Annotated in this window: 8 protein-coding genes; 5 read left to right on the top strand and 3 right to left on the bottom strand. The window is 42.0% G+C overall.

Annotated elements, in window-relative coordinates; genetic code table 11:
- Position 1: 1 nt before the first annotated feature.
- Together CJ263_RS12090 and CJ263_RS12085 are read right to left on the bottom strand one after the other, a co-directional pair.
- Entirely contained in the window at positions 2–3,838 is a 3,837-nt protein-coding gene (locus CJ263_RS12090) for an efflux RND transporter permease subunit (protein WP_094997511.1), read from the bottom strand.
- A gap of 106 nt (positions 3,839–3,944) precedes the next feature.
- Positions 3,945–4,325 (bottom strand): HYC_CC_PP family protein, encoded by a 381-nt coding sequence (locus CJ263_RS12085; protein ID WP_094999231.1) that lies wholly within the window; start codon positions 4,323–4,325, stop codon positions 3,945–3,947.
- Between the two features lie 294 nt (positions 4,326–4,619).
- On the opposite strand from CJ263_RS12085, the gene CJ263_RS12080 reads away from it, so the two are divergent.
- The gene (locus CJ263_RS12080; RefSeq protein WP_094997510.1) at positions 4,620–6,854 is read left to right on the top strand and encodes a TonB-dependent receptor family protein; all 2,235 of its coding nucleotides are present in this window, start codon (positions 4,620–4,622) and stop codon (positions 6,852–6,854) included.
- Positions 6,855–6,917: 63 nt separating this feature from the next.
- Here CJ263_RS12080 and CJ263_RS12075 read toward each other — a convergent pair whose 3' ends face one another.
- A complete protein-coding gene (locus CJ263_RS12075; RefSeq protein ID WP_094997509.1) occupies positions 6,918–7,502 on the bottom strand; it encodes an RNA polymerase sigma factor in 585 nt (194 codons plus the stop codon).
- Between the two features lie 115 nt (positions 7,503–7,617).
- On the opposite strand from CJ263_RS12075, the gene CJ263_RS12070 reads away from it, so the two are divergent.
- The 4 genes from CJ263_RS12070 to CJ263_RS12055 all read left to right on the top strand — a co-directional run bounded on the left by CJ263_RS12070 (position 7,618) and on the right by CJ263_RS12055 (position 16,132).
- The gene (locus CJ263_RS12070; protein WP_094997508.1) at positions 7,618–8,769 is read left to right on the top strand and encodes a FecR family protein; all 1,152 of its coding nucleotides are present in this window, start codon (positions 7,618–7,620) and stop codon (positions 8,767–8,769) included.
- Between the two features lie 104 nt (positions 8,770–8,873).
- Entirely contained in the window at positions 8,874–12,137 is a 3,264-nt protein-coding gene (locus CJ263_RS12065; RefSeq protein WP_094997507.1) for a SusC/RagA family TonB-linked outer membrane protein, read from the top strand.
- A gap of 19 nt (positions 12,138–12,156) precedes the next feature.
- Entirely contained in the window at positions 12,157–13,494 is a 1,338-nt protein-coding gene (locus CJ263_RS12060; protein WP_094997506.1) for a hypothetical protein, read from the top strand.
- A gap of 97 nt (positions 13,495–13,591) precedes the next feature.
- The gene (locus tag CJ263_RS12055; RefSeq protein WP_158657142.1) at positions 13,592–16,132 is read left to right on the top strand and encodes a spermidine synthase; all 2,541 of its coding nucleotides are present in this window, start codon (positions 13,592–13,594) and stop codon (positions 16,130–16,132) included.
- Positions 16,133–16,145 lie beyond the last annotated feature (13 nt).

Below are 16,145 nucleotides of genomic sequence, written 5' to 3'. Positions count from 1 at the left end.
TTTATTGTATTTTTTTCAATTTCTTATTTTGATTTTTAATGACCGTTTCCCTCCAATATGCCTGTAATACAGGTACTACAAACATGGTCATGATTTGAATGGCCATCCCCCCAAAGGTCGGAATTGCCATGGGAATCATTATGTCTGCCCCTTTTCCTGTTGAGGTAAGCACAGGCAAAAGTGCAATAATGGCCACCGCTGCCGTCATCATTGCCGGACGGACTCTTTTCTTTCCAGCCTCCAGTACTGCCGCCCTTACATCTGGAATGGTTTGTGGGTTCTTTTCCTCAAAAACCTGATGGATATAGGTTCCCATAATCACACCATCATCTGTTGCGATGCCAAAAAGGGCAATAAATCCTACCCAAACAGCAACACTTAAATTGATGGTATGCATTTGAAACAGGTCGCGCATATTAACACCGGATATGGCGAAATTCATGAACCAATCCTGTCCATAAAGCCACAACATGATAAACCCTCCTGCAAAAGCAACAAATACACCCGAAAAGTGAATGGATGATGCTATTACTGTTTTAAATTGGAAGAACAGCAGCAGGAATATAACAATTAAACTGATTGGTATAACAATGGACAATCTTTTCACTGCCCTGATTTGGTTTTCATAACTACCAGAAAATTTGTAACTAATTCCCGCTGGTACGGTTAATTCCCCTGTATCAATTCTTTTTTGAATGGCTTCTTGCGCGTCGTTCACAACATCTACTTCTGCAAAGCCATCGCGTTTATCAAAAAGAACATAGCCCACCAAAAAGGTGTTTTCACTTTTGATGGCCTGTGGCCCTCTTACATATTCAAAATCAACTACTTGTGATAGTGGAATTTGAGCTCCTACTGGGGTGGGAATCAATATTTTACTTAAAGACTCTGGATCATCCCTTAATTCCCTTGGATAACGCACCCTTACAGGAAACCGTTCCCTACCTTCGACTGTAGAAGTAACTTTCATACCACCAATGGCGGTTTCAATGCTTTGCTGTACATCTTCCACGTTAAGTCCATATCTGGATATTTCATCTCTATTAATATTAAGGTGCAAATAGGGTTTTCCAACAATTCGGTCCGCAAATACGGCCTCTGCTTTTACTGAAGGAACTTCTTTTAAAATACCCTCCAATTGCATTCCAAATTCTTCTATTGTTTTTAAATCTGGCCCAAATACCTTTATCCCCATGGGAGCACGCATTCCTGTTTGCAACATGACCAACCGGGTCTCAATGGGCTGTAATTTGGGAGCCGATGTTATACCAGGAATTTTTGTGACCTTAACAATTTCGTCCCAAATATCGTTCGGCGATTTAATCTGTGGCCTCCAGTTGCGGAAAAATTCGCCATTGTCGTCCTCTATCAAATCTTTTTTGGTAATTCCCTGTTTTAAGGCTTCTTCATTGGTCAGGGTGTCCTTTTGTTTGGTAATAAACCTATCTTCCTTATCCACTTTAAAATGGACCCTATGACCTTCTTCATCTAAAATAAATTCAGGCTTGTAATTGATGATGTTTTCAAACATGGAAATAGGTGCCGGATCGAGTGCCGATTCTACCCTACCTAACTTACCCACGACCAATTCTACTTCGGGGATATTTCCCAACAGCATATCCAGCTGTCCTGCTATATTCTTATTATATTCTACCCCAGAATGTGGCATTGAGGTAGGCATCAATAGGAACGACCCTTCGTTGAGTGATGGCATAAACTCCGACCCTATACCAGGAAATCTATTTGAAGCCGCCTGCCAACCAGAGGATTGCCGAACGCTTTTCCATCCTACGGATTCAAGGCCTTTGGCAACAATTCCGAAAGAACTGTCGAAGCCAATCCAAACCAAAACCCCGAAAAACAGCGTCACAAAAGGTATTAGCATAAATTTTCCTTTGTTCTGCAAACACCATCGTAATACCGGGGTATAGAAATGTACAATGGCTAATAACGCCGCCAAAATAATTCCGATCAAAAACAGCACAAAAATATAGTTTATGATGATCCCGTTTTGAGGTCCTAATGGCATCCACTCCTCTGTAAGGAAAAAAGAAGCGATGAAAATCGTTAGTCCTAAATTGATATAATTGGGGTACAATTTATATTTCTCTGGCCATTTAGGCTCCAATAAATTATTCAATCCGATCAGCGTTATAACCAACGGCAGCCACATATGGGCATAAATAGCAAATACAATACCTGCAACAATCAATAATATAGACCAAAAACGGCGTACGCGTTTTTTGTCATAATTCACTCCCATTACAAAATGGGCCAGTGCTGGCAATACAATAATACCTAAAACAAACGCACTTAACAACGCAAAGGTCTTGGTAAACGCTAAAGGCCTGAATAATTTTCCTTCGGCCGATTGCATGGCAAAAACTGGCACGAAACTTACAACCGTAGTGGCCAATGCTGTTGTAATGGCTGAAGCTACTTCTACAGTTGCCTTATAAATTACTTGCATAAGCTCTTTCCCTTTAACGCCATGATTCTCTGGCATTTCCAAGTGCCTAATAATATTTTCAACAAATACGATTCCCACATCCACCATAACACCAATAGCAATGGCAATGCCTGATAGAGCAACGACATTGGCGTCGACACCGGCATATTGCATGACGATAAAGGTCATCAATACCCCAACGGGCAACAGGCTTGAAATAATAATGGAAGCCCTTAAATTGAGGACAAGTACCAATACAACAATGATACTGATTAAAATCTCATGGGATAAGGCATTTTCGAGCGTGCCAATGGTTTCATGTATAAGTTGAGTACGGTCATAAAATGGCACAACAGTCAATTGGCTTTCAACACCATTGGCCAAGGTCTTTTTTGGTAACCCAGGTGCAATTTCTTTTATTTTATCCTTGACATTGTTGATAACCGCCAAGGGGTTGGAACCGTAACGGGCCACTACAACACCCCCAACAACTTCTGCACCCCCTTTATCAAGCACTCCTCTACGCGTCGCTGGACCTAAACTGACCACTCCAATATCTTTGATACGTACAGGAACGTTATCCTGGACAGCAACAACCGCTTTTTCTATATCTTCAGTTTTCTTGATGTACCCCAAGCCCCTTACCAAATATTCCGCCTGATTGACTTCGATGGTTTTTGCGCCTACGTCCCTATTGGATTTTTGAACGGCTTGCATAACCTTATGCAAGGGAATGTTATAGGCTTTAAGGGCATCAGGATTTACATCTATTTGATATTCCTGTACATAACCACCAATCGAAGCTACTTCTGAAACACCTTCAACAGCATTTAAACCGTATTTTACATAAAAGTCCTGTGCGGTGCGAATTTCATGCAAGTCCCAACCACCAGTGGGATTGCCATTTTTATCCCTACCCTCCAGCGTATACCAATATACTTGCCCTAATGCTGTAGCGTCAGGTCCTAAAGCTGGGGTTACACCATCGGGCAACAGGCCTGCCGGAAGAGAGTTCAATTTTTCCAAAATCCGGGATCGGGACCAGTAAAACTCGGTTTGCTCATCAAAAATAATATTGATCATGGAGAATCCGAATATGGAAGAACTACGAATGGTTTTTACCCCTGGTATACCCAACAAATAGGTAGTCATAGGATAGGATATCTGATCCTCGATATCCTGTGGGGAACGCCCTGGCCATTGTGTGAAAACGATTTGTTGGTTTTCCCCAATATCGGGTATAGCATCGACCGGTACGGGATCTTTTGGGAGAAACCCTGTATCCCAATTAAAAGGAGAAGTAACAACTCCCCAAGTAATTAAAGTTATTAAAATGAGAACAGTAACTAGTTTGTTCTCTAAAAAGTATTTTATGATATTATTAAGCATATTATGTAATGTTAGGTTGGAATTAAATGAGATGTTCCAAAGGCAATAAATATATGAACCACACTATATCAATAGCACAGCCATACTTCAACAATACAATACGCTTTTATATAAGGAAAATTTGATCCAGAATGTGAATATCCTTAACGAAAAGAAGAGATGAGTAGCAACTGAAAGGAACTACATTTTCTTGTAATCCCTCAAAAAGGTTTAAATAACTGTAAACGAAAGAAGCAACGAAGTGTTGCTGTTCAAAACTTAATTTTTCAAATGTAAGTTTCAAGTCGTGTTGCCCGTTTTTTGAAAATGTAATATCATCACAACAATCATTAGAATCAAAATTGTCATTGTGTGAGTTCTGAGTTTGTCGTATCTCCATTCCGCAAGATTCGACTTGGCCAAAGAAGGAGAAATCAACCAGATTGTCACAACAATAATGTTGTTCAACCGTAAAAGAAAAGGTTGAAAACAACACTACTAGTGCCATTATAAAAGACGCTATTTTATTAAAATCGCTTTTCATCAATACTGCAAAAATACATAAAATTTAACATGCCCTTAAAATTTAACAAAATTTTAAAATCAAAATTATTCAATATGCAAATCTAATTGTTCGTCTTTCGAAAATAGATGACAATTATCAAACTTTGGCATAAGGCAACAAACTTATAGTAATATTATAATTGGAAATTATTTAGAATCTTTCTCAATAAGATTGCGTCAATTCTAAAAAAAAAATTATATTTGCATTTTATTTTTATTCAATCTAAATAAGTATAATATGAAATGGTTTTTAACTGTATTTTCAATAATGCTCCTGACAGCGAATTTAGGATTATCACAGGAAAGCAATGATGGCAAAGATTCAACTGTCCTGAAAACGGAAGTTTTAAACGAGGTCATAGTCAATGGAAGTGCAATTCTAGGGAGTAAATTTGAAGCCATGAACAGAACGGGTTCCGCAAATTATATATCGGCGAAAGAACTTCAAAAATTCAGTTACAACGATATTAACAGGATATTGAGAAACGTGCCCGGGGTCAACATATACGAGGAGGATGGTTTTGGATTACGGCCCAATATCAGTTTAAGGGGTACTTCTCCGGAACGTAGTGCAAAAATCAATCTTATGGAAGATGGGGTACTTATAGCCCCTGCCCCCTACAGTGCCCCTGCCGCATATTATTTTCCCACCATCGCAAGGATGCAGGCCGTGGAAGTATTGAAGGGAAGTAGTCAGGTCCAGTACGGGCCAAATACTACGGGTGGCGCCATCAACATGATCTCTACCCGGATACCGGACCGGTTTACTGGAAGAGCGACCTTATCGGCCGGTAACTTCAATTCAAAGAATACGCAGATCGTAATAGGCGATAGTTTTAAGAACTTCGGATTCGTAAGCGAATACTATAACTACAATTCAGACGGTTTTAAAAATATTGACGGAGGGGGAAATACGGGTTTTGACAAATCGGACTATTTGGCAAAGTTTCGAATGAATACCGATGAAGGTGCCAAAGTCTATCAATCCCTTCTCTTTAAAATCCAATTTTCCGAAGAAAGGGCCAATGAAACCTATTTAGGGTTGACCGATGCCGATTTCAATGAAAACCCGTACCGTAGATACAGGGCATCCTCGGAAGATGTGATGGACGCGGAGCACCAACAATACCAATTAACACATTTTCTTAAACTTTCCCAGACCCTGTCCATTACCACCACGGGATATGTGAACAAGTTTAAACGCAACTGGTACAAATTGGACGATGTAAATCTTGGGGAGCGCGTTGGAATAAACAATGTGCTCACAGATCCGGAAACCTATGCCATGGAATACAATGCCTTGTTGGGAAACACGGATACCCCGGAAGATGTGTTCGGCATAAAAGCGAATAACAGGAGGTATACCTCCCAAGGAATACAGTCCATTGCCCGGTTGCGATGGGGCGCTGACTGGTTACAAAGCCTGGAGCTGGGTATTCGCTACCATGAGGATGAGGAGGATAGGTTTCAATGGGTAGACAGGTATGGTTTTCAGAACAATGAACTAATACGCACAACGGTCGGCATCAAAGGGGCGGATGCAAACCGTATCGGCAACGCAAAGGCAATTGCCGCGCATACCTTGTACAAACTAAATTTGGGCAGGTTTACATTGACCCCAGGTATTCGGTACGAGAATATTACCTTGGGCAGGATAAATTACGGTACCAACGATGCAACGAGATCGGGTACGGACCTTTCCGAACGTGAGAACCAAGTGGATGTTTGGATTCCGGGAATTGGGGCAAATTATACCTTTACCGAAAATCTTTCCGTTTTTGGCGGGGTGCACAAAGGGTTTTCCCCTCCCGGCAATACCGAAGGCCAAGATGCGGAAAGCAGTATAAATTATGAATTGGGTACCCGTTTTAATTACCATGGAATTCAAGGCGAAGTGGTAGGCTACTATAACGACTATCAAAACTTGTTGGGGAGCGACCTTGCGGCTACAGGTGGTACGGGCAGCTTGGACCAATTCAACGCTGGCGAGGTAAGGGTCAGCGGTGTAGAAGTATCGTTGAACTATAACCTTTTGAATAACAGCTCGGAAAAGGTCCGCTTACCGTTAACGTTTAACTATACCTTGACCGATACCGAGTTCCTTAGTTCATTTGACAGTGCCAACGCTATATTCGGGGAAGTCTCGGTGGGTGATGAGATACCCTATATCGCCAAGAACCAGTTCAATTTGAACCTTGGCCTGGGGCATGAAAAGTTTGGCATTGACATGGGCGCACGCTATATCGATGCATTCAGGACACAAGCAGGAACAGGGACCATTCCCACAAATTTAAGGGTGGATTCCAATTTTGTCGTTGACATGTCGGGCCGCTATTTCTATAATAGCCACTTCACCTTTTCCGCCAATATCATTAACTTGTTCGACACCACCTATGCGGTGTCAAGGGTTCCTGCCGGATTACGGCCTGGGCATCCATTCGGGGTTAACTTTTCAATAACCTATGGCCTTTAAAAGAAAGAATCATAATTTTTAGACCATGTCAATTGAAAACCGATGTAAGGACATTTGTCCTTTTTACCTCACATGGCCAAGAATTAAAAACAGCACCTGAATTTTTTCTTTTAATTTTTCCCTTAAAATTTTGAGGGCTTTGGTAAGATGTCCTTCGACCGTTTTGATGGAGATACCCAAATGTTCCGCAATCTCAGTATTGGTTAGCCCTTCTTTCTTACTTAACTTAAATACTTGGTTGCACTTCTTTGGAAGCTGTTCGATCTCTTTTTCAACTAGTTCCACCTTATGTTTTAAGTCTTCTTGATATTCTCTTTCAATTACAAGGTCCAAAGTTTCGGCATAGGTAGTCTCGAAAAAATAAGTTTCTTTCTTATACTTTTTTACATGGTCCAAAAAATTGTTTCGGACAGACTTGTAGAGCCATCCCTTTAAGATAGTTCCCTTTTTTATATTATCCCTTTTCTTCCATAGTTTAAAAAATGCTTCCTGCACCAAATCTTTTGCCAAAGCTTCGTTACGGCTTAAACTTTTTGCATACCAATAGATTTCATTATAATAGAACTCAATGACTGTTTTGAAAGCCTTCCTATCCCCTTTTTGGATTGCTTCAACATTAATTTTTTCATCTAAGTTATTTGAATTCATAGGCTATTTTAACAAAAAAAAATCAATATTATAGATTATTGACAATAAAAAGTAAGGGTATTGTATAGTTCAATCGTTTACATAATATGAATTGGGACTTTCCTAAAAATCATCGATGAAAAATAAGAAAATAGAAATTATCATACACAAATTTTTGATCAATACGGCAACTTTGGATGAGCTTGATATTTTGGCCAAATGGGTCGATAAAAATAAATCTAGCTTTCAGGAAGAAGTGGAACTCCATCATCTAATAACCGGGGCTGGAGAAGAAGAAAGTACAGAACACCTAAAGAAAAATCTGATATCGGCTTTTAATCACACTAGACTCGTCGCAGGCAAGGTCAAAAAAAGGAACTTACTACTCAGGTACGCCGCGATTTTTGTCGGCGTTCTTATGTTAGGTATTTATGCTTACGAGCAACGTAGTCCTGAAGTAATTCTTGAAAAAGAAGCCACGATTACTTTTGAAGATGGGTCTAAAAAGGAAACCTTAAATGACAAGGCAACCGGAATAGTGTCTACTACAAATGCCTATGTGGTAGAGCAAGAAGGCACTAAAATTACCTATAAAAAAGTAGCATCGAACCAAAAAAAGGTGAATCGGTTGGTTTTCAACACCTTGGATGTGCCTTATGGAAAAAAGTTTCAGTTGTTACTATCCGATGGTACGGAAGTATACCTTAATTCGGGTTCCTCAATTACATACCCAGTGATATTTTACGACGAAGGTCCAAGGAATGTTGTTCTTAGAGGGGAAGCTTACTTTACCGTTGCTTCAGATTCTTTAAGGCCATTTACGGTCAGCACACAACTTCTTGATGCAAAGGTCCTAGGGACGGAATTTAATATTTCCAGTTATCGGGATGACGAACATATTCAAGTGGTACTTATTGAAGGTAGTCTGTCAGTCGGTCGGAATAATTCTATTGGTTCGGGAGATGTAATCCTAAAACCGAATCAGCTGGCTTCCTATTCCTATTCCGATGATGAACTATCCACTGCCAATATAGATGTTAGCAGTTACATTGCTTGGAAAAATGGCATATTGTTGTTCAAGAACGAAGACTTTTATCATATCGCAAAAAAACTTGAAAGGCACTATGATGTAAAAATCGAGATAAAGGATATGCAGGTAAGCAAAGAAAGATATACAGGAAGGTTTAAAACGGAAACCATTGAGGAAATACTACAGGCTTTTCAACGGATTAAAAGTTTTGATTACAACATTGAAAACAATAACATTAAAATTAACCTTAAAAACTAAGCGTATGGAGTGAACCTTAAAAGAATCAGGGATTGCTGGAACAATCCCATGATTCCAAACGAATTTAAAAACTATTTGACCAATTTCTAAACTCTCTCAAAAGTATGAAAAACACACTATGTAAAAGGTATTTTACGATTAAAATAGACCTGAAAATGAAAATTACCATGTTGTTTCTTTTGGTTGCCTTTTTTCAACTTCAGGCAAATAACACGTATTCCCAGAAATCCAATATTTCTATGAACATGAAGGATGCTACGATAGCGTCAATATTTGAAGAAATAGAGAAAACAACCGATTTCAACATTCTTTATAAGAATTCCACTTTAGACATCAATAAACGTATTTCCGTAAACGTTGACAAAGTCAAGATAGATGAACTGATGGGTATAGTTCTAAAGAAAACCAATGTTTCTTTTGAAATTAGAAAAAAACTTATCGTGTTGGTTGAAAACGGCAAAAAGTTGAATTCCGGTACTAGTCCGGCCTCATCCAATCCTCCAAAGGTTCCGGGTCAAACCATGACGGTAACTGGCACGGTAACCGATCAAGACAATATTCCCTTAGGTGGAGTGAGTATTGTAATCAAGGGCTCCACTAAAGGGGTTTCCACCAATTTTGATGGGGAATATGAAATAGAAGCTTCTGAGGGCGATATTCTTGTGTTCTCCTATATTGGCTTTTCCTCACGTGAAATCAGTGTAAAACAAGCAGACGTAATTAACGTTGCCATGATGCAAAGTTCAATGGATTTGAACGAAGTAATCGTTACCGCAACCGGTGCGCGCCGTAAGGTTGAGATGGGAAATTCCATTGCGAATCTCAACGTTGCCGATGACGTAAAGCAGCGGCCGATAAGCAATGTCTCGGACCTACTTCAGGGGCAGGCGACCGGCGTTCAGATTTCAAGTAGTGGAGGTTCTACAGGCATGGGCTCGCGCATTAGGATCAGGGGTTCGAACAGTGCATCCCTTTCCAACGAACCAGTAATTTATGTTGATGGTATTTTGATTAATAACGAGGCAAATTCAATCTCTTTTGAAACAGGTGGGCAATCCCCTTCCCGTTTAAATGATATCAACCCAGAGGATATTGAGTCTATCGAAATCATCAAGGGTCCTTCCGCGGCAACATTATACGGATCTATTGCGGCCAACGGTGTAATTCGTATTACCACTAAAAAAGGTAAACAAGGAGAACCAAGATGGTCTGCATTTTTCGAGAGCGGTTTGGTAGAAGATGTAACAACCTATCCCAAAAACTATCAGGCACTTGACGCAGCAGGCAATCCCGGTTTCAACTTTGAAGCGGCCGAAGGCACTTTTGTCCACAGTACGGTCAATTCTTTTCAGCCCTTGAACGACCCGCGTACCTCGCCTTTTAGAACCGGACAGTCTTATGGCGGTGGGTTGAGCGTATCGGGAGGTTCGGAAGTACTCACCTATTTCCTTTCGGGAAGTCTTACCGACGGTGAAGGCGTGTTGCCCGTCAATAACATAAAAAGAACGAATTTCCGGGGAAATTTCGGAGCCAAGATTACTGATGACCTTAAGGTAAATTTGACCACGGGCTACACCAACAGTAATCTGGAACTTCCCTTGAACGATAATTTTGCCCTCGCATTAATGAGTCAGGGCCTAAATGGTACATCGACCATAGATGTCAACAACGGTTGGGGTGAATTTACACCCGATGAACTGTTTACCATAGACACCCGGCAAATAATCAATCGTTTTACCAGTGGTCTTGAACTCATTTGGCAACCCTCTGAAAAATTGAACCTAAGAGCCTCCGGAGGCCTAGATTTTACATCCCGTTGGGACAGTCAGTTTTTCCCCACGGGTGAAGCCCCTGATTTTCTAAACTACGACGAAGGTGCCCGGTTCTCTAATAGGTTCAACGATTTTGTCTATACTTTGGATGCCGTAGGTTCTTACAAAACAGATCTTTGGGAGGGCATAAATTCCAGAACTTCCCTTGGATTCCAATATTTACAGAATCTTTCGCAAGGCACCTTCGCAACCGGTCTTCAGTTGGTTGCGGGTAGTAATTCTATTGCGGGGGCAGCAGTAACACAAAGTAACGAACAGACCATCGAGTCGCGTACCGTAGGGGTCTTTGTGGAGGAACAGATCGGTTTTAATGACAAATTGTTCGTGACAGGTGCCGTACGGGCCGATCGCGGGAGTTCTTTTGGTGCCTCGTTCAATTCGGTATTTTACCCCAAAGTGAGTGCTTCTTGGCTGATTTCGGAAGAAGAATTTTTCAATGATTCCGACAAATATGGCATAAGCTCGTTACGGCTTAGGGGAGCCTGGGGAGCCTCGGGGGTACAACCGGGCACCAATGATGCGCTGAGGTTTTTCAATCCCATAGCCGCTACACTGGACGGACAAAGTGTTACCGGGGTCACTATTGGCAGCGTTGGAAACTCCGACTTAACCCCAGAGCGGTCAACGGAAGTTGAGTTCGGCTTTGATGCGAAACTATTGTCCGAAAAAATTGGCTTTGAAATGACCTATTTTAATAAACGTACCGAAGATGCTCTTATATTTAGGCAATTGCCCTTATCGCTCGGCGTGGGCGAAGGGCGCTTTGAAAATTTGGGTTCCGTTAAAAACTCGGGTATTGAAATTGGATTGAATACAAGAATCATCGAAACCGATAAGTTTTTCTTTGGGGTGGATTTTGTGGGTTCGTTCATAGATAATGAATTGATAGAATTGGGTGAGGGCATACAACCGGTCATTTTTGGTCAACAACGTCACGTTGAAGGCTTTCCCCTTGGCGGTTACTGGGATGAAACCTATACTTTTAACGATGCCAATGGCGATGGTTTCATTGGGCAGGATGAGATACAAGTTGGGGAAGTAGGGTACTTAGGTACGCCGTTTGCCACTACTGATATTTCATTTACCCCAACACTTAGTTTTTTCGAAAATCAATTTGTGCTAAGAGGACTCCTAAACTACAGGGGTGGTCAAAAACTTTATAACAACACCGGTTCTTGGCGAAACGGGAATAGTAACAACCAAGAACTGAACGATCCCAATGCCTCGCTTGCCGATCAGGCAAGGGCCGTTGCATCAAAATTTTTGGGCACTAATGCTGGTTATATTGAAGATGCTTCGTTTTGGAGGCTTCGTGAAATTTCGTTGACCTATAATGCGCCTGTCACCTTTTCGAGTCAACTTGGTTTTGACCGTATAAGCCTGACGCTTTCCGGGCAAAACTTGGGTGTATGGACCGACTACACGGGACTTGATCCCGAAATAAGTTCTGAGGGGCAAGCCAATTTTACTACTGAGGAATTTCTCAGTCAACCACCCGTGCGTTCTTGGAAAGCAAGGCTAAACCTATCTTTTTAACATTAAAAAATCTAAGAAAATGAGAACATTACTGAAAATAAAAAACAACTATTCCAGATTGATCTTTAATGTCGTTGTTTTGGTTGTACTTACATCGTTGAGTATATCTTGCGATTCGGTGGTAGAAGTTACAGATCCTGATATTGTTACACCGGAATCGCTTAATAGCGAAGCCGGTATACAAACCCTGCGCGCGGGTTCTTTGGGAGATCTTGCCGTGGCCATGAGCGGTTCCGCAGCAGGCCATGGGGCTACCACGGGCCTAATCGTTATGAGCGGCCTTATGGCTGATGAGTATAGTTATTCTGGAACCTTCCCCACTAGACGTGAGGCTGATACCCGAAACCTTCAAGATATTAACGGTGACATAAATACAATTTATGGTAACCTGCACAGATCACGAACCGGGGCCGAAACTACTATAGACCTTCTTGCCAATTTCGGCGGAAATCCAGAAGTGGAAAGCGAGATGCAAAGTATCGTTGGGTATGCCTATGTCATGTTCGCAGAAACCTTTTGCGGTGGGGTTCCCTTTAGCAAGGCACCTGCCGACGGAGGTGAATTGATCTATGGCGAGCCTTTGACTACTGAGCAAATGTTTAATGCTGCGGTCGAATGGTTTGATCAAGCCATCACCAACGCCGGCAGCAACGATAAATTGGCCAACCTGGGGCGGTTAGGCAAGGCCCGCTCCCTTTTGGGCCTAGGACAAATTGATGCCGCGGCTGGCGAAGTATCTGCTGTTCCATCAGATTTTGTTTACAATATTGAACAATCAGACAACAGTCGTAGACAAGAGAACGGTATTTATATAATGACCACTGTTCGCCGTCAGTTTTCTATAGCAGATGGCAAAGGCGGCAATGGTCTAATGTACCGCTCCGCTATGGATCCCCGGACACCTTGGGACGGGGGCACGGAATTTGGACAAGATGATATTACCCTGTATTACAACCAACTCAAATTCAATTCCTCCAGTGTACCCGTGGCCTTGGCCTCAGGAATAGAAGCAAGGTTGATCGAAGCCGAGGCGGCCGCTAGTGCAGATGATGCCCAAACCGTCGAGAATATACATAATGAACTTAGGGCCGCAATGGGTCTATCAGAGTTAGACCTCTCAGGAATTAGTGGCGAAGACCTGTTGCTGGCCCATTTTTCAGAACGTGCCTTTTGGTTGTTCAGTACAGGTCATCGACTGGGAGACCTAAGAAGACTTGTGGATGTTTATGATATGATGCCCTCAAGTGTGTTTCCATGGGGGCCTTATTTCAAGGGAGGGGAATATAATCCCAATCTTAAATTTCTAGTCCCACAGTCAGAATCGAACAACCCCAATTATGTTGGCTGTTTGGATTGAAAATATTTGAAAATGTCATACAAAAAAGAGAGGAGGCTTTTTAGGGCCTCTTTTCTTTTTAAGTTTGCTGAAGGCAAAGTTGTCAATTACATTTTTTATGAAAAACCTGTTAGCGATTCCAAAATTTGAACGTTCTGGAAGCTTCATTTTCTTATGTGCCTTGTTTTTGTTGTCCGGCACCGCTGGCCTTATATTCCAAGTGATTTGGATGTACCGGCTGGGACTTGTTTTCGGGAATGCGGCGTATGCAACAGCTGCAACATTATCCGCTTTTTTTCTCGGATTGGCCCTTGGGGGACGGTTTTTTGGCAAGGCTTCCGCCCGTTTTAAACGTCCACTTCGCTTATATGGCTTTATGGAGCTAGGTATTGCCGTAACGGCACTCTTGTTGGTTCCTGGCCTCCATTTCTACGAAAAGTACTATTCTGATATCGTATCTTTTTTAGGGGTTTCAAGAAGCGTTCTCTTAGTCATCAAGTTTGTATTTGGTATTTCATTACTTTTTTTTCCTTCATTTTTAATGGGAGGCACCTTTCCCGTTTTGGCACAGTACATCGGGAAAAATCGAATTGACCTTTCAAGACGTGGAACGATTTTGTATGCCGTAAATACCTTAGGGGCCGCTCTAGGTGCTTTTGCTGCCGCGTTTTATTTGTTAGCTAGGTACGGGGTCAGTGCAACCTATGGCTTTGCCATGGCCCTGGCTCTTTCCGTAGGGGTTCTGGCGCTTGTTATCGACCGCTTTTATAAGACTCCCCACCCAGCTGCTCTTGAAGCCTTCGATTGGCCTGAAAAGCACGAAAAATCCACTTACGCTACATCCGAATTGGGTTATGGCCAATTCATCACGGTCGCCTTTTTTTCCGGGGCCTTGGCACTAGCGGCCGAAACCTTATGGACTAAAATGTTAGCCCAAGTTTTACAAAATTCGGTCTATTCGTTCGCTGCAATATTGGTAGTGTTCCTTTTATCCCTAGGGCTTGGCGGTATTTTATCCCATGTGCTGGTAAGGCTAAGGGCGCCGTCAACAAAATTTTTGATCTTATTGTTGGCCTCGGCCGCAATTTTGATAGGAATATCTCCAACGGTATTCAGTACTGTGACAAACGGACTTGAGTACCTTGCAGTGAACGCATCTTGGCTTACATATATATGGTCCGTCTTTAAACTAAGCCTAATAGTAATTATGCCTCCAACTATTATTTTAGGTGCCGTGTTTCCCTTTCTGTTGAAAGCGGCCCCTACAATCCATATGCCATCTGGGATAATCGCGGGCAAATTAGTACTCTACAATTCGTTGGGCGGCTTTGTGGGACCGGTAGTGGCAGGTTTTGTTCTATTTGATTTGGTCGGCCTCTGGAATAGTATAAAAATCATTGCTGTTCTGTATGGCATCTTAGCTCTATTGATTGTTTTCCCAGCATCCGGAAAAAAGAAAATTATTCAACTTTTATTACCAGTTGCATTGATTTTCGGAATATTCGTGTTGAAAAACCCACCTCTTGTACAATTGAAAACAGGAGAAAAAGTACTGGATTATTGGCAATCAAGCGACGGTGTCGTCTCTATAATACAATTGGCGGGAAATTTAGAGATGCGATTAGATAATTTTTATGTGCTCGGGGATTCGAAATCGTTTTTGGTCGAGCAAATGCAGGCCCATGTTCCGCTTATGATACATTCAGCACCTAAAAATGTGGCGTTTTTGGGACTGGGTACCGGCATCACGGCAGGTGCCGCGTTTAATCATGATGTAGAAAATGTAGTAGCCGTTGAACTGGTGTCCAACGTGGTTACTGCGGCAAAACGTTATTTTTCACCTTGGACCAATGGACTTTTCAAAGATAAACGGGCGCATATCGTAGCTGACGATGCCAGAAACTTTCTTCTGGGCGCCAATAAGAAATTCGACGTTATTATCGGAGACCTTTTTACCCCGTGGCATGCGGGTACGGGAAGTCTTTACACCCTTGAGCATTTTGAACAAGTTAAAAAGCGATTATCGCCCGGTGGCATCTTTGCGCAATGGTTACCGCTATACCAGCTTACACCTGAGAACTTCAATACCATTGCCGCTACATTTGCAGCCGTTTATCCACAAGTGACACTCTGGCGGGCCGATTTTTCCACGGACCGGGCCAGTATCGTACTCGTTGGCCAGGAAGCAGGCTCACAGCTTAACGATAATACCTTACGCAAAAATATTGTCCATGTAGTGGGTAAGCAAATTGACCCGGAAAACAACCACATGGCCGGTCTTTTTTATCTAGGTAACTTGGAGGCCATTAGAAATCGGTTGTCGGGTGTTGAACTGAATACCGATGACAGAAGGTCTGTTGAATTTAAGGCACCTATTCTATCGCAACAAGCCAATTCGGGCAGTGCAAGCTATATTACAGGCAAGGAGTTGGATGATTTGTTGACCTTATTAAATACTAATCTTCCTGCTGGGAAAGACCCCTATCTTTCCAACTTGGCAGAGGAAGAAATTCGATTTGTAAAAGTGGGGGCGCTTTACCATCGTTATTTGCGATATGTCAGTACCGGGGAAGAAGATAAGGCAAAAAAAATACGGGAACAGATACAGTTCTTGGCACCGGACTTTTTACAGACGGAGACCAAAGCTATTGATGAATAGAATAAGGGAATAC

It is taken from the genome of Maribacter cobaltidurans (genome assembly GCF_002269385.1).
In the GTDB taxonomy this organism is placed as follows: Bacteria; Bacteroidota; Bacteroidia; order Flavobacteriales; family Flavobacteriaceae; genus Maribacter; species Maribacter cobaltidurans.
This window is presented reverse-complemented; position numbering and strand designations above follow the sequence as displayed.

Bases quoted from the DNA above. Each gene is read 5' to 3' on its own strand.
- CJ263_RS12055 (WP_158657142.1), top strand. From the start codon at position 13,592: ATGAAAAACCTGTTAGCGATTCCAAAATTTGAACGTTCTGGAAGCTTC.
- CJ263_RS12065 (WP_094997507.1), top strand. From the start codon at position 8,874: ATGAAAAACACACTATGTAAAAGGTATTTTACGATTAAAATAGACCTG.
- CJ263_RS12080 (WP_094997510.1), top strand. From the start codon at position 4,620: ATGAAATGGTTTTTAACTGTATTTTCAATAATGCTCCTGACAGCGAAT.
- CJ263_RS12090 (WP_094997511.1), bottom strand. From the start codon at position 3,838: ATGCTTAATAATATCATAAAATACTTTTTAGAGAACAAACTAGTTACT.
- CJ263_RS12070 (WP_094997508.1), top strand. From the start codon at position 7,618: ATGAAAAATAAGAAAATAGAAATTATCATACACAAATTTTTGATCAAT.
- CJ263_RS12075 (WP_094997509.1), bottom strand. From the start codon at position 7,502: ATGAATTCAAATAACTTAGATGAAAAAATTAATGTTGAAGCAATCCAA.
- CJ263_RS12085 (WP_094999231.1), bottom strand. From the start codon at position 4,325: ATGGCACTAGTAGTGTTGTTTTCAACCTTTTCTTTTACGGTTGAACAA.
- CJ263_RS12060 (WP_094997506.1), top strand. From the start codon at position 12,157: ATGAGAACATTACTGAAAATAAAAAACAACTATTCCAGATTGATCTTT.